Consider the following 24,208-nt stretch of genomic DNA (forward strand, 5'->3'; position numbering starts at 1 on the left):
TGAAGGTGGTTAAAAGCTTTAATTGAACGGCAGCAAATATGTTCAACAATAGCTCCAGAAAGCTTGACGATAGAACAGTGCGGTCGTATTATTACGCCAAACTATTTTGTTATGAAAAGGATACTATTTACCGGATTTGCACTGTTGATTGTATTAGGTATAGCAGCGCAGGAACCATTTAAGGTTCATAAGCCATTTATCGAACAGAAGCTCGGAAATATGATTGGGCAATGGGAATATATGGCCATTGTTTCTATCGGTTATGCCAAAGCTGAAGGAAAAACCGCCACTGAGTTTGGGCATTATGTTGGCGAACAGTTTAAGACCTCCTGGGACAAAGAAAAGGGATTTAAAGGATTAGTAAATGGAATGCTCTGGAATTTATCCTGTTTCTCACTGGAACCTGAAATGGAAATAGTTAGTCAGACAGCCGATAAAGTAGAAATGAAGTGTAAGAAATTTGCTCCGTATTTGGAAAAGAATCAACCAGTTTTCGATGTTAGCTATCAGGAGTTTATGGATTTTATGGATGCTTTGATGGCACCAATTGCTGAGTATTTAGGATGTTCTCATGAATTAAGGACTGATGAAAAGTGGGTGTATATTACTGTACAAAAGAATTAGGGCAATGAACGCTTCTGCTTAAGTTATAGCACTGTTTGATAAATCTGGCAGTGCTTTCTTATTTTTAATTTGCAATTTAATTTGCATTACTGCATCATGTAGTTTATTAGTTTAAATGCGTTAAGTTCTCATCACTCTCTTCTCATCTTTGGTTTCTCTTTATCTTATGCATGGAGTCAAGTGTCTTATGTCTTAACCCTAAGTAAAACATAATTTATTCAAGTTAGGGCTTGTTTGCATCAAAATAATTTCTACTTTAGTAGTTGATAATCAAACCTTAATTTGTCAGAGCGCTTAAAATATCAAATTGGCATTAGTCTGATCAAGGGCATCGGTCCTAAACTGGCCCGTAACCTTATCGCCTATATTGGCGACGAGCAAGCCGTTTTCTCCCAAAGTTTAAGAGCATTGACTGCTATACCCGGAATTGGTTCAGGGCTGGCACAGGCCATTAAATCTGCTGATGTGCTGCCGCGTGCCGAGCAGGAACTGGAGTTTATTCATAAGCACAACATCAAAGTGCTTTATTTCACAGATGATGATTATCCAGCACGCCTTTCTCATTGTGATGATGCCCCAATAGCGTTATATAGCAAAGGGGTTACCCAGTTGAACCAACAGAAAATGATTGGAATAGTTGGAACCCGCATGGCCTCTGATGATGGCCGGGTGAATTGTGAGCGTTTGGTGGAGGAGTTGGCACAACGGCATTCGGGTACAGTTATAGTAAGCGGGTTAGCTTATGGTATTGATGTTTGTGCGCATAAAGCGGCTCTTAAGCATGGTTTACCCACTTATGGTGTTTTGGCGCATGGTCTTGATCGCATTTATCCATCGGTGCACCGCAATGTTGCCAGGCAAATGCTGGAAGAAGGTGGGTTGATAACCGAATTTATGTCAGATACAAAACCTGACAGACCTAATTTTGTGAGGCGAAATCGTATTGTGGCCGGAATGGTGGATGCTTTAGTGATGGTGGAGTCGGCCATAAAGGGAGGTGCTATTATAACAGCACGTATTGCTCAGTCATATAATCGCGATGTGCTGGCTTTTCCTGGCAAACCTGGGGATGAGTTGGCCAGGGGAGGCAATTACCTGATTAAAAAAAATATTGCTGCATTAATTGAAAATGTTGAAGACCTGGAATATGCTCTTGGGTGGGAAGGTACTGAAAGAAGTCAGCCAACTCAAGCTTCATTATTTCAGTCATTTAATACCAAAGAAGAGGAACAGTTGTACCATGTATTATTGGAGAATAAAGAGCTGACAGCTAACGAGCTGTGTATAAAAAGTGGACTGCCGGTAAGTAAAGTCAGCGCTTCTATGTTATCATTGGAGTTTGCAGGGCTTGTAAAGTGCTTACCAGGTAATGCATTTCGGCTATATAAGTAAATTAAGCAATCTAATTACTAAAACTATTGAAACATTTAGCGCAAAAAGTCAGCGTTTCAACAAACAAAAATGACTATTTTGCGTACAGTTTTTTTAAGATCTAAGAAGTATAAGAAACTAAAAAGGGGGTTATGGGCGTAAATACCCAAGCGTTAATCGGTTACCGATTAAAAAAGAGGATGGCATCTTCGATGTTAATCCTTGTGTTGTTATTAATATCAGGAGTTAAGGCCGTTGGCCAAATCTATCAATACGACAATAAATGTACCGGAGGAGTCATTTATGCGTCAGAAGTATTGGCAAATGCTATTGGAGCAGGGGCAAATATTCCACTGGCCGATCAAACCGGAGGTGTATTCGTAACAAGTGATCCTGATTTAATACTGGCAGGGAATGATGAAAATGCCATTATCTATGGAACCAAAGATGTGGGTGGTGGCCAGCGATTAGATTGGATTGTTAATGGAATAACCTACCGCATTAATATTAAAAAACTGCTTGGAAGTGCGGGAGCACCGATCGTTATAGATTTTTACACTAATACCCCTGATGTTTGTACAATTCCATATAATGCCATCGTTTATGTAACTATTCAAGGTGGTAGCTCTTTCTATGATATAACCATCACTGATGAGACAAATGCGGTTATTTCAGAGCTGTTTAACGTTAGTACGAATATTACCAATTACCCCATTAATTTAGGTAATTTTTCAATCGATAAAACATTTACAATTAAAGCAGTTTCGGACGGAGGGGCCTGTGTTGCTGATGTTTCAGCTGTCATGCCAGTCTCTTTTACTGCATCAAATATTCCGCAGACTTATCAGTTGCAGGATATTAATGGTAATACCTATGCAACGGGCTGTTCAAGCAGCGGTGTTGATCTTTATCTGTCAAATAGTGAAGACCAGGTAACCTATAATGTTTATAGCGGAGGAACCCATGTGCTTGGCCCCATAAATGGCAATAATACCGGTAATCAACTGTTTCTTGGAACAGTCAATACAATTGGCATTACTTCTTATTATGTTGAGGCTACGCATAATGGCTCAGGCTGTCAGACAACGATGGGTAATATGACAGTTAACCTGTCCAATGCCCCTGTGGCTAGCATTGCACCTGGTACAGTATTTGAGAAATGTTTCGGTGCTCCGGATCAGTTTGATATCACGCTCAATATCTCGCCTATTGATCAAGGACCATGGAACGTTGTAATTACCGACGGTACCAATGATTATGCATTTGTTGCAAATACCTATGATGATGCCTGGCGAACGCCAAATATACAAGCTACAACAACTTTTACCATCAAGTCCATAGTTGATAAGAACGGATGTGTTAATACTGTCAATAATGGCTCTGCGCAAATAACTGTTAATCCTAAACCTGCGGTTACGTTAGTAGGACCCGACAGGGTTTGTATGGGTAATTCAATCAACCTGGGGACTTCTGTGGCGCCGGTTGGAATAGTTATAGTTGATTATGATTGGAGCACAGGAGCAAAGGGACCTGGACTTGACAATATTAATGTAACACCTAGTATTCAGCCAATTCATACATATGATGTTACTGTTACATCAGATAAAGGTTGTATCGGTTCAGCTGTCAAAAATATTACTGTTAATTCGCTGCCTGCAGTTTCGTTTACATCTCCTAAGTATACTTTCTGTCAGGATGATCCTTCGGTGACGCTTTCAAGTGTTCCGGCCGCGGGAGGTAGTTACAATATTGGTTCAGCAGTATTTGATCCATCAATCATGCCAGTTGGTAGCCAGAGTGTAACTTATACATACACCGATGTAACGACAGGCTGTACCAATAGTGATACCAAGTTGTTTACCGTTAATCCGGTGCCGAATGTTTCTATTACTGGGCTTAATGCTTCATATTGTGCTGACGCAGGTGTTTTGACCATGCAAGGTAACCCGCCCGGAGGAGGAGCAGTTCCTTTTGGCAGTTTCACTTGTTTCCCCAATGGAGGCTTCTTTAATGATAATGGTGATGGTACAGCTGATTTTAATACTGTTCAGGCAGTAGCTGATCAGGGGCCCGGGGATTATTACTTCTCCTATACTGCTGTTAACTCATTGGGTTGTGATGCTACTGCAACCGAAAGTGTAACGATTAATGCAGATCTGAATGCAACCGTTAATTATACCGGTCTAGCTAATTTCTATTGTGGTGATGATCCTACACAGGATGTCACCTTAACAGGCAATGTGCCAGGTGATGGCATTTTTACCATTCTACCAGCTTGGGCCGCAACTGGAGCCGATGCTGCTTTTGTAGACAATGGCAACGGAACTGCGACTTTTAATCCTTATAAAGCTGGTGGTGGTACCTTTGATATTACCTATGAATATACTGATGCTACCGGTTGTACTGGACGCAGAACCTATTCAACAACGGTTGGGGCCACGCTTGTTTTTGATCTGGATGGCCAAACTTTCTGTCAGGGCGATCCGGTACAAACATTATCGGCAACACCTGTAGGAGGCTACTTCTCAATTGAGGCGCCTGATGGTACTGTGCACTCCCCAATTGCTAATGGCAACAGCACCTGGTTTGATCCAACAACTCGAATGCCAGGCATTTATCAGATTAGCTATCGCTATGACAATGGTACTGGTTGTTTGACTTCTCAAACTTATCCAGTTGAGATCAAAAAAGCGCCATATCCCGACTTTAGTATCGAAGGAACTGGTAAGTACTGTGAGCAGCAGGGACCGGTTAAATTGACCAAGGTCACAACTAATCCGGGTGTATTTACCGGAACAGGTGTTACAGAAGTAAGTAATGTGTACTATTTCAATCCGGATATTGCCGGAGAGGGGATTCATACAATTACTTTTACCACCGATAGCTTGGGTTGTCGTTCAACCAAAACCATGGATGTGGAAGTGGTTACATCACCTGTGCTTGATATTCAGGTGGACCCATCACTTACCTATTGTGATAATGAACCTGGTGTGGTGATTGAAGGATTGGTTGATGGTACAACCTCATTAACAGGTAACTTTACCAGTGCTACTAACCCTGGTGGTGATCTGCTGGTGCTCAATGAATATGCAGCTGAGGGCATTGGCCTCAATGATGGCAAAGGCTGGTTGTATCCGGGAGTGGGACCTGGTAATTATGCTGTTACATACATTTATGAGAACCCGGGTAATGGCTGTATTTATCAGCATACTGAAAATATTCAGATACTTCAATCTGACGGTGCCAACTTTAATGGTATAAGTGACGGTGCTGTGCTGTGTCAGGGAACCGGTATTGTTAATCTATATGGGTTATTGCCAAATGGAGGAACGGGTCGATTCCCAACTCAGAATCCAGCCGATCCAACGCCAGATCCAACAGCTGATCCGGATAAAAACACAGGTGTGATTAATTCAGGAGCACTGGATGGGGAAGCTTATTTTGATACACGATTATTATCTCCGGGGAATTATACTTTATTATATGAATATACCAATGCTGCAGGATGTACTAATTACAGCGAAAAGAACTTCACCATTGTTGAAGGACCTGTAGATGTTTACCAGGTAACCGGTGGTGGTGCCTACTGTGTGGACGATCCAGTTGCTACTAAGGGTGTATTTATTGGTATTGATGGTTCTACCGCGGGTGTAACTTATGAGTTACGATTAGGTGGTACGCCTGTTCAAACCAAGACCGGACCAGCTGGCGGAGGCCCTATGAATTTCGATAATCGTGTAACGGATGTTGGAACTTATTCGGTATGGGCTCGACTTGGTGGTTGCGAAGCGCCAATGTCAGGTAATGTAAATGTTGAGTTGTATGACTTGCTGCTTCAACTTGATGGTGTCAATGCAGTGAAGCATGTCACTTGTTTTGGTGCTAACGATGGTGAGGTAAAATTAGTAGCTTCCGGCGGAAGTGGTAACTATACATTTGAGTATAGTTTGAATGGTGGTGCCTGGACTGTGAATCCAAATACTACACCAGATCACTTTATTAATCTGGTACCTGGTAATTATCAGTTCAGAATTACCGATCAGTCGGGTACAGCATGTGCCTTACCAGCTGGTAGAGAGGTGAATGTAACCATCAATTCTGCTGCTGCAGCCTTGAATGTTGTTTATACCCAGCTTAGCAAAAACGGCTGTGACTGCTCAGTGCCAGCTGCAGACTGTGATGGTGCTGCACTGTTAACCATCTCAGGAGGAACGAAATATACCGACCTGGTAACCTATCCAAGTGGTTACCTGGTTGAGTGGCCGGCAACGGTGACTAACCTGAGTGCCGACCTGTTAACAGCGACGCACTTATCAGAAGGAACTTATACCGTAAATGTGACTGATGCCAATGGTTGTACTTCTTCGGTTATTGTAACAATTGAGAAAGAAGCCGACTTGACATTAGTACTTAATAGTCAGGATGATAATCAGTGTTTTGGGGTTAATACGGCTAAGGCGAGAATAACAGCCACAGGTGGTTCAGGTCAGTATCAGTATTCATACGATGGAGGAACAAACTGGACATTACCTACAGCTTCAACTACTTACGAAACAGGAGTGCTGGCTACCGGTAACCATAACATATTAGTACGTGACAGCGAGCATCCGCATTGTACGGCCGGTTTTACAGTTACCATCGTTGGACCTGCAAGTGGTTTGGTTGTTGGTGTAACCCCAGCTGGCGAAACATGCGTTGGCGATGCTGACGGATACATCACCTTGAATATCACTGGAGGTACAGCACCTTATCGCTACCAAATGGATGGCGCAGGTGCGATTATGGCAGTTCCGGCTAACTTCGAAATTCACGGAATTAGCAATGGCGCACATACCATTACAATATTAGATGATAATAACTGCTCTGTTAATGAGGTGTTTACCATAGCAAAAGCACCAGTGATTGATTTAAGCGGTGTAGTTACAAATGCAACATGTGATAGTAGTAATGATGGTAAGGTGGTGCTTACAGCGAATCCTGCCAATGTTAATTATGTTTACTCAATTGATGCAGGTGCCAACTGGCAATCATCTCCAGTTTTCGATTTTCTATCGGCTGGTACTTATAATTTTATAGTACAGGACAATGTAAAAGGCTGTACTGCAGTTCTTAATAATCTAGTTGTCGCTGATGACCCGGCAATAGCAATTAATCCGGCTGCGGCTATTCAGCATGTGGTTTGTTTCGGTGAAGCCAATGGATCATTTACAGCCGTAGCAACTGGTGGTCAGCCAACTGGCTCATTTGAATATGCCATTGCTACCGACGCAGGAGGAAATCCGATTTACCAGGATTCACCAATCTTTAGTAGTTTACCAGCGGCTACTTACGACTTGTGGGTGCGCAATAAGGGAACACTTTGTGAAGTGTATCAGTCAGATTATGTAGTTATCAACAATCCGGCCGCTCCACTATCAGTATCATTGAATAGCAAAACAGATATTGAGTGCGTTGGCGGAAACACCGGTGAGATTGATATTGATGTGAATGATGGTTGGCCAGGTTATACATATCAGTGGCGCAACAAAGCGACCAATGAAAATTTCGGAACTACACAGGATCTTAATGCTGTGACAGCAGGCAAGCGAATTGCCGGAGCAACCTATGAAGTGGTGGTAACAGATAACCAAGGTTGTACGTTTACTTTTGAAGAAACTGTTACGGAACCATCGGCATGGAATGCAACAGTGAGTACAACACCTAATACGATCACCAATGCCGCGACCGATCCGGCAATTATTGGAAATGGAACCGCAGCATTATCACCCGTTAGTGGCGGTAGCGATCCAGCTACGTATACATATGAGTGGTTCGATAGTTCCAACACATCCATCGCAACTGGTGTCATGGCTATCTCAAATTTGGATCCGGGTAACTATTATGTGATGATCACCGGTAGTGCAGCCGGATGTGATCACCGTGTGGATTTTGTTATTGGTGATACGACAGTTCCTTTGGCTTTCGACCTGGCAAAAGTAGATGCCGCTTGTTATGGTGAAAATGGAAAATTAATTGTTTCGATAACAGGTGGAACACCTGACTATACAATTCAATATCAGCGAAATGCTGATCCTGTTCAATCAATTTCCGGAACATCAGCTAATTACCATGAAATAGCTGGGGCTGCCGGAACCTACCTTGTAACTGTGCTTGATAACAGTGGTGGAACTGTAACGCAAACTATTACAATTATACAACCTGACGCATTTACTGTTAGTGGAATTGAAAACTACGATAATTGCGAGGCAGCAATTGATGTGACTATATCTGAAACGGATGATTACCGTGTCACTTGGGTGGTACCAGCTGGTGCGCCTGCCATTGCTGTACGAACTATTAATTCAGGTAATTCATTTACTGAGAGCGGATTAACTTACGCAGGCGATTACATTGTAACCGTAGAGAATATCGCTTCAGGTTGTATTCAATCTGACATAATTACCTTACGTGAACCAAAATTAACTGTCGTTGAGGATCTTACACAGCATAAGGATTTACTGTGTAATGCTGCCGATAATGGTTACCTGGCAGTCAGCGTGACTGGAAGAGAGCCTGGACACGTCTTTAATTATATTTGGCAGAATGTAACAACAGGCGCTCCTTCAATTGATACGGGTTCAACACCATCAATCGGATCGGCACATGCAGTTGATGCCGGAGTATGGCAAGTGACTGTCACTTCATCTGATAATTGCGTGGCAGTGTTGGGTGGTATGATTATTACTGAGCCGGATGCATTAACCTTATCAGATCCGCTTGTTAAAAATATCACAACCTGTTCTTCTCATGATGATGGTCAGGTTGAAGTTTCGGTGAGCGGCGGAACTGCTCCTTACACAGTGACCGTGACTAATGGAACGATCACCAGAACACAAACTTTATCCGTATCAGCATTTATATTTACAGATCTGCCTGCCGGAAGTACGTATACCGTTAGTGTTATTGATGATAATACTTGTGCACCAGTTACTAAGCCATTTGTTATTACAGCTCCTCAAGCTGTAAGTGTTACAAATGTGGACGGTACCATATCGTGCTATGGTCCTAACGATGGTATTATTTCGTTTGATATCACCGGAGGTGTTCAGGATGCTTCTAATAATCATAACGTATACGATTTAGTGATTACAGGCGACAACGGTTTTAACCTTGGTACGCAAATCGATGTTCTCGCGATTCCATCGTATACCTATAGTTTACCAGGCTTAGCACCAGGAACTTATACTATTAAAGTGTGGGATAACCTGGCAACAGTGGATCCAGCAAGTGGATGTCCGAATCCTGCTTATGAAACCAGTGTGACTTTATCACATCTGGAGGTGACAGAATCAATTATTAATAAAACCTGTCCTGGTGGTATTGATAATGGTTCGATAGAGTTAACTATTATTGGTTCAGGTAATTATATGTGGGTGTGGACTTATCCTAATGGTACAACTGTAAGTTCTCCTGGTATCATCAGTCAGTATAATTTAGCAGCTGGCACCTACACATTATCACTTACAGATGTTGATCGCGGATGCCCATTACCTCCTTTAACGTATACTGTAGATTACGATCGCCAGGTTGAAATTACCAATTGGGAGTTAAAAGATGTAGACTGTTATAACCAGGCCAATGGTTCGATTACGAATATTACTCATACTGCCACAGTACCACCGGTTTATACATGGACAGGTGTAGCAGCTGGTAATGAGAATCTAACTGAGCAGACGAATCTGGATGTTGGGTTTTACCAGCTGGAGATTAGGGAACCTGGAACAGGGTGTTCGGCCATTGAAACATTTGAGATCAAACAACCGGATAATCTACATTTTAATTTATTGAATACCTTAAGTTGTTCACCATTCAATCAACGAATATATGTAGATGGATTAGTGGGTGGCAATGGAGTAATCGCTAATTATACTTACAGATGGATAGGACCGGATGGTAACTTGTTACCTGATGTGACTGATAATATTGATGTTACACAAGAGGGTTTGTACACGGTTACAGTGACAGATGAATTGGGTAAGTGTAGCCTGACTAAATCAATAAGCATCGAAGGTGAGATGTCTGTTGTGATTACCAAACAACAGCATGTCAGTTGTTTCGGACTTGCTGATGGTGCAATCGAAGTGAGCATTCTGGGAGGGCCATCAGACAGGCAGTTTGTGTATAACTGGGAAGTGTTTGATGGTACGAACTGGGTAAATACCGGGGCGCCAACAGCTAATGCTTCTCTTACAAATATTACGAAAGGAACTTATCGCGTTGTTGTAAGTGCAGTTGACGCCATAAACTATCCATGTTCTGTTACTTCATCTGATATTGTTATAACGGAACCACTTGAAATTCAATATGTAAATATTAATCCGATTAATATTACTACTTGTTCGAGCGCAGCAACAGGCGCAATTGAATTAGCTGTTACTGGAGGAAGTGGTGTTTATTATTTAGATTATACAGGTGATAATGTGACTGATTTGGTATCTAATGACGGCTTGTTCAGGGTTGATAACCTGACAGCCGGACTCTATCAGTTAAGATTAAGTGACTCAAATGGTTGCGTAACAAATCCTGTGATTGAGGATGTTCCAGTTACTGCGCCTGACCCATTGGTGTTGACTATTGATAATGTGGCGACTACTATCGACTGTGAAACAGAAGGTACTGGTGCGATTGTGTTTGATATTCGTGGTGGTAACAAAGATGGTAGTGGTAATCCACATTATCAGATAACAGTTACTGGAGAAACCCCTCGCGATGTTTATGCCGAAGGAACGGAAAGCTATTCTGATTTGAGTTCAGGAACCTACGTTATTAAGGTAGTCGATATGCTGGCATCAACCCAGTCGGCCTGTACGCAGCTTGAAGAAACAGTTACTTTGGAACTGTTAACGGTTGATGGCTTGGTAATTAATAATACATGTGCTTCAACCTCTAATAATGTGGGCGCTATTCGCAATATCACCATTAGCGGATCAACCAATTACGATTGGCAATGGGATGAAGTGAATGGTGACGTAGTGAGTGATAACAACTCACTCAACCAGGAGAATTTAGCGGCAGGCACCTATATATTGAATGTGACTGATAATGACCGAGCTTGTACCATCTCCAAAGAGTTCATTGTTGGGGAAGACATTACCTTGAATATTACCGGAGTAGCTGTGCCTGTAACATGCTATGGGGCCAATGATGGTAAAATATCTGGTGTAAATATTACAGGTACAGTTGATTATACTTTTAATTGGTCAGGGCCTGGTCCGGTTGATAATACGCGCATTGATGGTCAGGAAAATCTGGAACCTGGCTCGTACTTGCTGGAAGTTATTGACAATACCAATGGTTGCCGCGTTAATCAGACCTGGTTGATAGAAGAGTCCCCAGAAATTACTTATGATCTGGAATTTGTCGTAGAAAGTTGTGAGCCTTATGAGCGTGGTATTAATGTACTTAATCCGTCAGGAGGTAATACCAGCTCGCCTGCTGATTTTAGTTATACATGGCGAGGCCCTGGTAACGTGGTTTATAATGGCCAGAACCTTACCGGATTAACAGTAGGCGGAATCTATACGGTGACTGTTGCGGATAATAATTGCTCAGTTACAAAGTCAATTGATGTACCTAAAGAGTTGGTAATTACACCCACTATTACAGAATTAAATTGTAATGGTAATGTCAATGGTGCCATCGCCATCAGTATAACAGGTGGATCGGGTAACTTCAGTTATCAGTGGACAAGAAATGGAGTAGCCTATAGTAATAACCTCGATATTAGTGGACTAGATGCCGCAACATATGAATTAACCGTTACAGATAATACAGAAACAGACGGAAGTAATTGTACTTATATCTGGTCCTACGATCTAAATGCGCCTGCTCCTATAATAGTGACTGGCACAGCAACGGATATCATCTGTAATGGCGATGCTAATGGGCAGATAGCCATTAATGTAAGCGGTGGTTCAGGTATCTATACTTATAACTGGACAACAGTTGATGGTAGTGGCCTGGTGCCAGCAAACCAAAACCAAACCGGCCTGTCAGGAGGTACCTATACGGTAGTGGTTGAAGATTCGAAAGGTTGTGTATCTGCGCCATTTGATTTTACGGTTAATGAATTGGAGGCCATTGACTTTACATTCATCCCAACAGATGCCGATTGCGACGGAGCTAACGGAGCTATTGATGTAACGCCTTCAGGTGGAAGTGGAACCTATGCCTACCACTGGAGTGCCAGCGATGGTGGCGTGGTAAGTGCCGCCGATAAAAATCAGGAAGACTTAAGTGGTTTGGTAAGTGGTACGTATACGCTTAAAGTGTGGGATGCCGATCCATTGGAAAACAGAACAAGCTGTTTTATTGAAAAAACGATACAACTAACCAAACCAATTACAATTGAACCAACGGTGAAGAACCAGACATGTGCAGGTACTGAAAATGGTGAGATTGGTATTATTGTAAATGGTGGTACTGCCCCCTATTCATTTGTTTGGTCAACGGCCGATGGCAACGCGGCCAAATTGGATGTCAATGCTCAAAATCAGAGTGAACTTTCACCAGGTACTTATACAGTTGAAATAACTGATTCACGTACAGTTGCTTGTGTGAAATCCTTTGACATTGTGGTGGGTATTGACTCTAATATCGAAATAATCAGTAATGTGTCACCAGTAAATTGTAACGGTGGAACCGATGGCAGTATCACCTTAGTGCAGGTATCAGGTGGGCTGGCTGGTAACTATAGTTACAACTGGACGGGCTCAGGCACAGGAATAGTGCAGGGGCAACGTAACCAAAGTGGCCTGAGCGCTGGTAACTATGTTGTTACTGTAACCGATGATGATACTGGTTGTAATGTTCAGGAAGCATTTAAGGTAAATGAACCATCTGTCTTATCAGTAAGTGTTGATAACCTGGTTGATGTGCTTTGTAAAGGCGATTTGAGTGGTGAGATAAGAGTTGTGGCAAGCGGAGGAACTCCATTCATCGATGGAGTAGGAGATCCTTACTATGAATACGTATGGATTGGCCCATCTGCTAACCTTATTCAGGATTCAGATACGCAAACCGGCCTCGTAGCTGGTAATTACTCCGTAACAGTTAAAGATGCTAACGGCTGTAGCTCTGCCACACTTGATATTGAAATTCAGGAACCAGCAACAACTTTATCTGCAACATTGGATAATGTAATTGATGTAAGTGCCACAGGTGGTAATGATGGACAAATATTCATTACTGTAAGTGGTGGAACAGGTGGAAAAAATATCGCCTGGACAGGTATCGATCTGTTGGGTAACCCAATACCTGGTATTACGCAAAATACAGTTAATCCGCGTGACCTGGTGGCTGGTACTTATAAAGTTGTCATCACAGATGATAATGGATGCGATGTCACTATTGATGGTATCGTTGTGGAAGAGCCTAATATGCCTCTGACAATGACTGTTTTAATCGATCATATCAAACCATGTCATGGCGATGGAAATGGTGCTATTTCAGTAACAGCTAATGGTGGTACTTCACCTTATATAATTACGCTTTACGACGCAGGTAATAATGTGATTCAAACTGTTAATGCTGATGCACTGAGCCAGAGTAACCTGGCCGCAGCTGTGTATCGGGTCGAGATAAGCGACAACGGAGGTAATACCATCAGTCGAAATGATTTGGAAATTACGGAACCTTCACCATTAGTGATTACTGCTACAGTAACGCAGCATGTTGATTGCTATAATGCCTCAACCGGTGCCATGAATTTCCGTGTTGACGGTGGTGTGCCTGATGCTTCGGGCTACTATAAAGTAACCGTTACAGGGCCACAAGGTTATCGTAGCGAATTAGATAACATCGAAGAGGGAATTGATTATCCATTAAATAATCTGCCTGCAGGCGCCTATTGGCTGTCTGTTATTGATGATAGCAATGGCGATGGTGCTTTTGTATTAAGTGATAACTGTTCGGCACCAACAACAGCTACTATCAATCAATTGAGTGCTATTGTAGATGTGGACAATGATGTCACTATATGCGTGGGTCAATCGGCTGCCTTGCAGTTAACTGTGAGCAACTATCCGGTAAGTGCAGCTAATCCGTTGGATGTTACCTTAAGTGATGGAACAACTGCGACTCTTACTGGTATAAGTACAATTGTGAATGTTACGCCTATTGCAACTACTGTATATTCAGTGGTTGATATTGAAGATGGCAGCGGATGTCCAAAGGGACCTGGTAATAATGGCAGCAGTGCTACTGTAATTGTAAATGAGCAGCCAATCGCTCAATTGTCGTTGGTAGGTGATGGTGAGATTTGTGAAGGCGAAACGGCATCATTGCGTATACGTTTAGTGGAAGGCGTATCGCCTTGGTCGGTGACCTATACCGATGGTGTAACATCAACCACACTGAATAATATTAATACGGCAGATAGGAGCACTATTGTCAATGTATCACCTGTGAGCAATACCACCTATAGCCTGTTGTCGGTAACCGATGACAATGGCTGTTCAGGATTGGTGGCAGGAACAGTGGATATCATTGTTAATGAATCACCATCTGTTACAATGGCAGTTTCTGGCAATACAACCATCTGTCAGGGAACAGCATCCGCTTTAGAGTTTACTTTCCCAACGGGTTCGCCAGATTACAGTGTTACCATTAGTGAGAATGGAGTTAATCGCACCTTTAATGCTACGCCATTGGTGGGCAATGTTTATACTTTGCCAGTATCACCTGTGGTAACCACCAACTATCAGTTAGTGGCAGTGGCCGATTCAAAGGGGTGCAGTGTGCCTATTAGTAGTGGTACAACTTTAACCATTAATGTGGAGAATAATCCGGCTGACGCAGGCGTTATAACAGGAGATATGTTGGCGTGTCAGGGAAGTACAGGTACCTATTCGGTAGGAGCTATTGCGGATGCCGATTCATACTTGTGGACTGTTCCGGCAACTATGGGCACCATCGTAACAGGCAATGGTACAAATACCATTACAGTAGAGTTCTTGAATTCATTTACAGGTAGCGGCTTAATCACAGTGAGCGGCGTAAATAGTTGTACCACCGGCGTTAGTTCAACGATTGGTGTAACAGCCAGCTTGCTGCCGGCTAAACCTAATACACCGACTGGACCAATAAATATTTGTGAAGAAGAAACAGGGCTCAGGTACCGGATTGACCCGGTTACTAATGCCAGCTCATATACCTGGTCTATTCCAGAAGGTCTTGATTTTGTTGGTGATAATACGGGAACAGAAATTGAATTGGAGGTGAAGCCTGCTTATAACAATTTCGTTGGTGAGGTAAAAGTGACGGCTACCAATGCTTGTGGAGACGGACTTGAGTCAGATCCTTTATTAGTAACAGTTTCGCCATTACCAGTGGTTAATGCCGGAACCGATGAGTTTGGAGTGTGTGCATCAACTCATCAGTTGAATGCGATTGATCCAGGAGCTGGTTTCACCGGGCAATGGACAGTTACAAAAGGAACAGCGCGCATTGTTACAGGAGAGGAAAACCTATTTAATGCCAATGTTACTGGTATTTCTCATGGCGAAAATACCTTTGTATGGACAGTCACTAACAATGCAACCGGCTGTTTTGCTTCCGATGAAGTGAGCTTCTATAACGATCAGGTGGTCATCAGTGCTTCAGCCGATAACAATCATGTTTGTAATGGTGAAGTGACAGTAACAGGCACGCCAGTTTATGCAGATGCTAGTCACGGCTATTGGACCGTTATTGTTGGAAGTGGTAACATTGAAACACCGTCTGCGCCAACAACGCGTATCACTAATTTAGGCGATGGCCTCAATACCATTGAATGGACTATCGTTAAGAATGGCTGTGAAAGTAAGGCCACTGTTGATGTGTTTAATAACCAGCCAACCATGCCGGTTATCTACGATAAGGATGGTAATCCGGCCACTGTAATTGATCTGGTTTGTGGTGAAAACTTTACAGATATATCTGCCACAGCACCTGTGCTTGTAGGTGAAGTTGGCACATGGCGTGTTGTTTCCGGTTCGGCCAATATTGGTGCTAATCCCAATGCTGCCAACATCAATGTTACTGATGTTGCCCTTGGCGAGACAACCATTACCTACACCATGCAAAATGGTTCATGTATTGAAGTGGCTACTGTAGTGCTTCGCAATAATAAACTGAATGTATTTGCTGGCGATGATGTTACTCAATGTGATGACACGTTTACACTTGATGCCACAGTGCCGGAGCCTGGAGTTACAGGACAGTGGTCTATTCCTGCGGGCATGGGAACAGGAGTGTTCAGTAATGGTAATAGTGCAACCGCAACAGTTAGTAATTTAGGCCGTGGAGCCAATACTCTACGTTGGACATTAACTAAGAATGGTTGTGAAAGCTTTGATGAAATTGTCATTACCAATAATTCGTCGACCGTAGCTTCGGTAGGAGCGGCACAAACCATTTGTGCTTACGAAGCTGTTTTAACAGGCAATACGCCTTCTGCGGCCATGGGAGAAAGAGGCTTCTGGTCGGTAATTAAAGGCTCAGGTACTTTTGATGATGTCAATGCACCTGATACAAACGTTACTGGTTTGGCTCATGGTGAGAATATTTTCCGTTGGACGATTGTTCATAATGGCTGTTCTTCATCTGCCGACTTGATTGTGAACAACCTGCATGTGGATGTATATGCTGGTAAAGACACAATTATTTGTGGAAAAACAGTGACATTGAACGCCAATACACCGTTACCGGGTCATACTGGTGAATGGTCATTGATTGCAGGTGAAGGTGGTGGTACCTTCAAGCCAGAAGATATTAATAATCCAAGCATCTTAATCGGAGGATTGGATTATGGCCGTAATGGTTTTGTATGGACCATAAATAATGCAGGATGTACATCATCCGATAGCATTTTTGTGACCAATGACAATCCTTATTACTTAGACTCAAACGGGGATAAACGAGAGATTTCAGCCGGTGACCCCATTTACGTGAATAGTCCTAACGCCGTAATGGTAGCAGATACACCGGAAAGTCCGGGAACTGGTATCTGGTCATTGGTATTAGGCGGCGGTGATATTGATAATCCTACTAATCCTGGGACATTAATTACAAACTTGAGGCAAGGAGAAAGTATATTCCGCTGGACGGTGACGAACGGAACCTGTAGTTATTTCTCTGATGTAACCATTACCAATGGCGCGGTTGAGCAGGCTAATGCCGGTCAACGCGATACTACTTGTACGGGTGAAATTAAGCTGAATGCGAATGAGCCTATCAATGCATTGGGAGAATGGAGCGTACTGGTTGGTAATGGTAATTTTGAGGATAAAACTAAGTTTAACACCGTTGTTACAAACTTGGATAAAGGCGAAAACCATTTTGTATGGACGCTATACAATGGTAGTACACAATCGAAAGATACAGTGGTGATTGTTAACAACATTGTGGCGCAGGCCTATGCAGGTTTAGATAAGGCCATTTGTAATACTGATACCTTTGAATTAAGTGCTATTGCTCCAGAAGTTGGTCGAGGTACGGTTCAGTGGTCCGTTGTAAGCGGAGGCGGTTTGTTCGACGATGTGGCATCTCCATCAACCATTGTGAGAGATTTAGGTCAAGGAGCAAATGTGTTGAAGTACCGGATATCTTTAGGTAAGTGTTACACCGAGGCCTATATAACAATTTCAAACAATACACCAACCACACCAGATGCTGGTGAAGACCAGGTGATTTGTACTGATTCGATTCAGTTATTGCCTAACACGCCTGCTTTTGGAACCGGTAAATGGAGTGTGGCAAGTGGATATGCAGATCCTGATCCACTACTTAGCGACTGGGCTAAAAAACTGGCACCAGGTGAGAATTTGCTTGTGTGGACCATTGACAATGAGAATTGTAAGCTTTCTGACACCATTAAGGTGCAGAATAATCAACCGTCAATTGCTTTTGCAGGCCACGATAGAGAAGTATGTGAAAGTGAGGTTGTGCTATCAGCTAATAATCCTGAGCAAGGTGTTGGCCACTGGGAGTTAGTAGCTGGTTCGGGTACCATTACTGATGCAACTGACCGCAATACCCTGGTAACTGGTTTAGGTAATGGTGTCAATCGATTCCGATGGATTATCGACAATAATGGATGTATCTCAACCGATGAAGTGGATATCCACTTCAACCTGATTGAGGCCTTTGCTGGTTACGATGATGTTATTTGTGAAGACTACAAAGTGCTTTCGGCCAATGCTGCCTTCCCGGGTACGGGAACCTGGGGTGTTGAAGCAGGTGCCGGAACAGCTATTTTTGACGATCCAAGCGATCCATATACCACTGTTAGAGGATTGCAGCCAGGACCAAACGAGTTGCTTTGGACCATTAATTATGGAGGCTGTTCTTCTACCAGTAAAGTGATTATTACGAATGATAGTCCTTCACCAGCTTTTGCAGGCGATAATCAGTCATTGTGTGTGAGTAATTCAACAGTGCTCTCTGCTAATGATCCGGCCAGGGGTGATGGTGAGTGGACTATATTGAATGGCTCAGGCTCATTTAGCAGTATGATTGAGCATAATCCAACTGTCACAGATTTAGCCTTTGGCGATAATATCTTCCGCTGGACAGTCACACATAATAGCTGTGTGTCAGAGGCCGATGTAATGGTAAGCTTTAATCGAATTGATGCTTTTGCAGGTGATAATAAAGATTTATGTTCTGATGAAGTACAACTGGCTGCCAATACAGCTAATCCTGGAGTTGGAACATGGACGATTGTTGGTGGTACCAGTCAAGCTGTCTTTGAAGATATTAATAACCCTAATTCCAAGGTTAGTAATCTGGCGAAAGGTGCCAATGTGCTACGATGGACCGTTAATTATCGTGGCTGCGAAACCAAGTCAGAAGTAGTTATGACCAATAACTCACCAAGTAAAGCTTATGCAGGTAACCTGCAGGAGTTATGTATTGATAATACCACTCTGGATGCGACCATTCCAATGCCTGGTGTTGGAGAATGGGATGTGCTAATGGGATCAGGTACAATTGCAGAAGTGAATAATGCTAAAACGGCTGTTACTGGTTTGTCAAAAGGTGATAATGTGTTCAGGTGGACCGTCACTAATGGTGTTTGTACTTCTATCGATGAAGTGCGCATCATCAATAACGAACCATCTGTGCCTTATGCCGGAAAAGATGAGGAGAGTTGTCAGAACTTTATGAATCTGAAAGCAGAAGCACCAACCTTTGGTAGTGGTTTGTGGAGCATAGAGCAGGGTGGTGGTAATTTCGATGATCCAACCAGCCCAACAGCTACAATTACGAACCTTAATCCGGGGACTAATATTTTAAGATGGACCATCACTCAGGGACAGTGCGAACTGAGCCATTCAATTACTGTAACTAACAATGCTGCAGCTATAGCTAATGCAGGGCCTGATGTTCAGGATTGTAAAGACTGGTCGCAGCTGGATGCCAACATTCCTCAGACAGGATTGGGTATCGGCGAGTGGTCGCTAGTGTCGGGTAAAGGTGATTTTGATGATATTTCGGGTGCCAAAACAACTATTCGTAACCTGGGATTTGGCGAGAATATTTTGATGTGGACCATTACCAATGGGGCATGTTTCTCATCTGATCAAGTAACCATTTTTAATAAAACACCAGATCAGGCAGCTGCAGGCGATGACCGCACTACCTGTGAAGATTATATTGTGCTTAATGCCAATATACCAGTTGATGGAGTTGGAGAGTGGACGGTAGTAAGTGGCAGTGGTGCTTTTGATGATGCCACCAAGTACAATACCATGGTAACAGGAGTCGGCTATGGCGAAAACATCTATAAATGGACGATTGCTTATGGAGATTGCGTTACAGAAGATGTAGTGGTGATCACCAGTAACAAGGCCTATCCGTTTGCCGGTGAAGATGATGTTACTTATGAGCCGGAATATGCTATGCAGGCACAAAATCCAGGTTCGTTCAATGGTGTGTGGTCTGTTGTAGCCGGAGGCGGTACGTTTGATGATCCAAACTTCTTTAATACAACGGTGCGTAACCTGCCTGCCGGAAAGAGTACCTTCCGCTGGACCATTACGACTGATGGGTGTGAGGCATATGATGATGTAATTATTGAATATAAAGAGGTGCCGGAAGCTGGCTTTACGGTTAATAACGAGGCTGGTTGTTTCCCATTGGAAGTGAAGTTTACGAACTATTCGGTGGGCGGAAGTGCGTTTACCTGGGAATTTGGTGATGGAGGAACAACAACTGAAAGAAGCCCGGTTTACACTTATCAGAATCCGGGAACATATACAGCTGTATTAACGGTAGCTGGTCCCGATGGCAATGATGCTATTTATACTCAGCAAATAATTGTTCATGATCATCCGGTAGCTGATTTCAATGTAGGACCTGAAATTGTGTACCTGCCGCAGGATGAAATCAGGTGTTACGATATGTCGGTTGATGCGGCCAGTTGGTTCTGGGAGTTTGGTGATGGTCAGACTTCTACCGAGCAGAATCCATCATATACTTATGCCAAAGAAGGAGTTTATTCCATCAGCCTGACTGTTCAGAATGAGTTTGGTTGCGAAAACAGGTATACGCAATCAGATGCCGTAACAGCGTTGTTGAGTGGATTTATTGAGTTTCCTAATGCCTTTAAACCACGTCCTGGAGGCGCAGGTAATTCGGGTACAATTGGTGAGCGAAATGATGCTATATTTAAACCTAAACACCGCGATGTTGAAGTGTACCATATTCAGATATTCAACCGTTGGGGACAGCTGATTTTTGAGTCGCACAACGTAGAAGAAGGATGGGATGGCAATTATAAAGGCCAACTGGCACCGCAGGCTGTATACGTTTATAAGGTAGCAGGTAAGTTTACCAATGGACGCGAGTTCAGCAAAGCAGGTAGTATATTATTAGTGAGATAAAAACCATGATAAACAATATGCACACATTTGAAAGAATACTTAGTTATCTTATAAAGAGCACTTTCGTCTTATGCTGTTTGCTGTCAATCAGTGTCAGGGCGCAAGATGTATCCTTTTCTCAAATGTATGCTACACCTATGTACCTGAGCCCTTCTTTTACAGGGCTTACTCAAGGTACAAGAATGAGTTTAACGTATCGCGATCAATGGCCAGGTATTGCCAAAGCCTATCGTTCATATGCTTTGGCAGCCGACCATTTTTTTGATCAGTACAGCAGTGGTCTTGGCATTATGGTTTTGCGCGATGACAGTGGTAATGGTTTATTGGTAAGGCAGGATATTAGTGCGCTTTATGCCTATGAAATTGAAATTGCCCGGGATATATATGTCAGACCGGGTATTGAGTTCATCTACAAAGAGCGTAACCTGAGTTTGCTGGATGCCATTTTTCCCTCGGACCAGGGAGATGGAGGTGTAGCCTTGCCAAGTGCCGGAAGTGGAAATAGCGAGTATAATCACAAACAGTTTGATGCTGCTGCATCAGCCATGATTTATAACGATAACTTCTGGTTTGGTTTTGCCATGCATAATCTGGTTAAAAGCAATGTGGGCGTCACCGATATTGAAACCTATAATCCGTTTAAAACATCGGTGTATGGCGGCTATAAATACCGCTATAAAGATAAAGCCAGACGTAACGATGAACAAAGTATTACGCTAGCATTTAACTATCGTATGCAACAAAACTTCAATCAATTGGATATCGGCACCTACTGGTACATTAATCCCATGGAACTTGGCTTGTGGTACCGTGGAATTCCGTTTGCTTCCAATGGAGGACTCATTAACAACGATGGCCTGATCTTTATTCTCGGCATCAATGTGGGACCAGCACGATTGGCATATAGCTATGACTGGACTTTGTCAGAATTAAGTGGTTACAGTAATGGCGCCAATGAGTTGAGCTTAATCTATCGGTTTAACCAGTCGGTTAAGAAGCATAAATCAAGAGGCGCTATACCATGTAGCGCGCCTGGTTATAGTGGTTCAGGGTCCAAGTACCGAAGAAAAACACGTTCATTCTTCTAATCTTTGACCTTGTTTAATCATTCCTAATCGCTTAGTCTGATTTTACTGATGTATCAGGAATAGCAGATTGTCAAATCACCTGCACTGTTCATTAAAAAAAAGGAGCAAATATTTTTATATGATGGGTAATCAGTTATATTTGTTCTCCGTTAAATTAAAGGTTAAATTTCACTAGGGAGAGTATGAAACAATTATCAACAGTGCTGAATGGCGTTTTATTAATTGCTGTTATTATATTATTTGTATTACATTTTAAAAGCACCGGAACTGACAAAAATACATCGGCTGCAGACGGACAAAGTGCAGGCGGAGAGTTTTTTCCTGTAGCCTATATTAATACAGATTCTTTACTTCTGCATTACACTTTTGCCAAGGAAGTTAACGAGCAACTGATGAGCAAAGAAGAAGCGTCAAGAGCTGATTTTAACGAAAAAGCCAGGGTGTTTCAGCAAGATGCTGTTGAGTTTCAGCGTAAAGTACAAAACAACGGTTTCTTGAGTATGGAACGTGCTCAAAAAGAGCAGCAGCGTTTGGCCAAAGCAGAGCAGGATTTAGCTCAGTTAAATCAAACACTAACCAATGAGTTGATGAGAGAGCAGGAAAAGCTTAATCGTCAGTTGCGCGATACTTTAATCAACTATCTGGAAGAGTACAACAAGCAAAAGCCATACAAGGTGATTTTAAGCAATACACTTGGAGATAATGTGCTATATGGCGCCGCAGGTGTTGATATTACCAACGAAATTGTTGAAGTATTAAATGCACGTCATGCTGCATCAAAAAAATAATTAATCTATTAATGATTGAAAGGCAGAGTTCGTCAGACCTCTGCCTTTTTTGGTTTTTATGGATATTCTTTCTCAAAAATATTTTGCTAAGCATCAGGTTCAACAGCAGTCTGTTGTTGAGAGTGCAATTAAAGTGGTGGTGCCTGTCTACCTCGAAGAAGATGATTTGCCTGTGTTGCTGGATAGCCTGAGTGATGCGCTGGCAAAAACACGGCTTGAGGTTGAACTAATACTGGTATTCAATTATTCAGAACAGGCCAGTGAGACAGTCAAGGCCAGGCAGCATCGTTTGTACAGTAATATAGATGCTCTAAGTGAAAACTTACCTTTATCGCTGCGTGTAACCAAACTCGAAGATTACAATGTGCCTAAAAAGCATGCAGGTGTTGGCCATGCCCGCAAGGTAGGGATGGATTACGCTGCCTGGAGCTATGCCCAACAAGGTATTAGCAATGGACTTATAATATCGCTGGACGCCGATTGTACCGTGGCTGATAACTATTTCAAGCATTTAAGCGAACATATCCATTCAAATGCATTAACTGGAGGTACTATTTATTTTGAACATCCTTTAAGTGGCACGTTAGCTGACGATGTATATGAAGCTATTGCTGAATATGAGTTGCATTTGAGGTATTATGTGCAGGCATTAAGATATGCTGGGTTTCCTTATGCCTTTCATACAGTTGGCTCATGTTTTTTTGTCACAGCCGAAGCTTATATAAAGGCAGGAGGCATGCCCCGCAAACAGGCAGGAGAAGACTTCTATTTCTTGCAAAAAGTGATTCCTCAGGGCAATTTTAGTGAAATCAACGGGACTGTGGTTTATCCTTCAGCCAGACCGTCCGACAGGGTGCCTTTTGGCACAGGGCCTTCCATTAACGAACTATTGCATTCAGGTATGGAATACCAAACCTACAATCTACAAGCTTTTATCGACCTGAAAGAGTTTCTGGATATTAAGGATGACCTTTATGAGCTGAGCCAGAATGACATCGATGAATTTACGCATCGACTAGGCGGGCGTATGCGAAGCTACCTGATGAATTCTGATTTTTTTACAGCTCTTAAGCCGATTAAGGATAACTGTGCATCACTGGATGTGTTCAGGAAACGTTTTTACGAGGTTTTTAACGCATTTCGCGTGGTGAAGTACCTCAATTACACCCACACCCACTTTTTGGAAAAAATGCCTGTTTTCGACGCTGCTTTAAATCTATTGGAGCAAGGCTTTGAACAGTCTGTTGATGTATTTGAAACAAAGGAATTGTTGCAAGAATATCGATTGATGGAACAAAAACAGACGTATTCAATTTAATAAACCTGAGTTCGACGTCAAATTTTGAACTCAGAACGCTTACAAATAGTGAGTTTCAAGTGTATATTGACGAAAGAATAGCGGGCTATTTTGAGTCGATTACAAGAAGAAAAT

General features: G+C 42.6%; 6 protein-coding genes. All 6 read left to right on the top strand.

Annotated elements, in window-relative coordinates:
- Nucleotides 1–111 precede the first annotated feature (111 nt).
- Nucleotides 112–624: a hypothetical protein gene (locus tag KDU71_RS18465; RefSeq protein ID WP_212192586.1), complete on the top strand. Its 513-nt coding sequence runs from the start codon at nt 112–114 to the stop codon at nt 622–624.
- A gap of 282 nt (nt 625–906) precedes the next feature.
- Nucleotides 907–2,016 carry a DNA-processing protein DprA gene (dprA, locus tag KDU71_RS18470; protein ID WP_212192587.1) on the top strand — a complete coding sequence of 370 codons (1,110 nt, stop codon included), beginning with the start codon at nt 907–909 and terminating at the stop codon, nt 2,014–2,016.
- A gap of 131 nt (nt 2,017–2,147) precedes the next feature.
- A complete protein-coding gene (locus tag KDU71_RS18475) occupies nt 2,148–20,900 on the top strand; it encodes a PKD domain-containing protein (RefSeq protein ID WP_212192588.1) in 18,753 nt (6,250 codons plus the stop codon).
- A 17-nt stretch (nt 20,901–20,917) separates the two neighbouring features.
- The gene (locus tag KDU71_RS18480; protein WP_212192589.1) at nt 20,918–21,988 is read left to right on the top strand and encodes a PorP/SprF family type IX secretion system membrane protein; all 1,071 of its coding nucleotides are present in this window, start codon (nt 20,918–20,920) and stop codon (nt 21,986–21,988) included.
- Between the two features lie 182 nt (nt 21,989–22,170).
- On the top strand, nt 22,171–22,776 hold the full coding sequence (locus KDU71_RS18485; protein WP_212192590.1) for an OmpH family outer membrane protein: 606 nt from the start codon (nt 22,171–22,173) through the stop codon (nt 22,774–22,776).
- A 58-nt stretch (nt 22,777–22,834) separates the two neighbouring features.
- The gene (locus KDU71_RS18490) at nt 22,835–24,094 is read left to right on the top strand and encodes a glycosyltransferase (protein ID WP_212192591.1); all 1,260 of its coding nucleotides are present in this window, start codon (nt 22,835–22,837) and stop codon (nt 24,092–24,094) included.
- Nucleotides 24,095–24,208: the final 114 nt, after the last annotated feature.

It is taken from the genome of Carboxylicivirga sediminis (genome assembly GCF_018156225.1).
Lineage (GTDB): Bacteria > Bacteroidota > Bacteroidia > Bacteroidales > Marinilabiliaceae > Carboxylicivirga > Carboxylicivirga sediminis.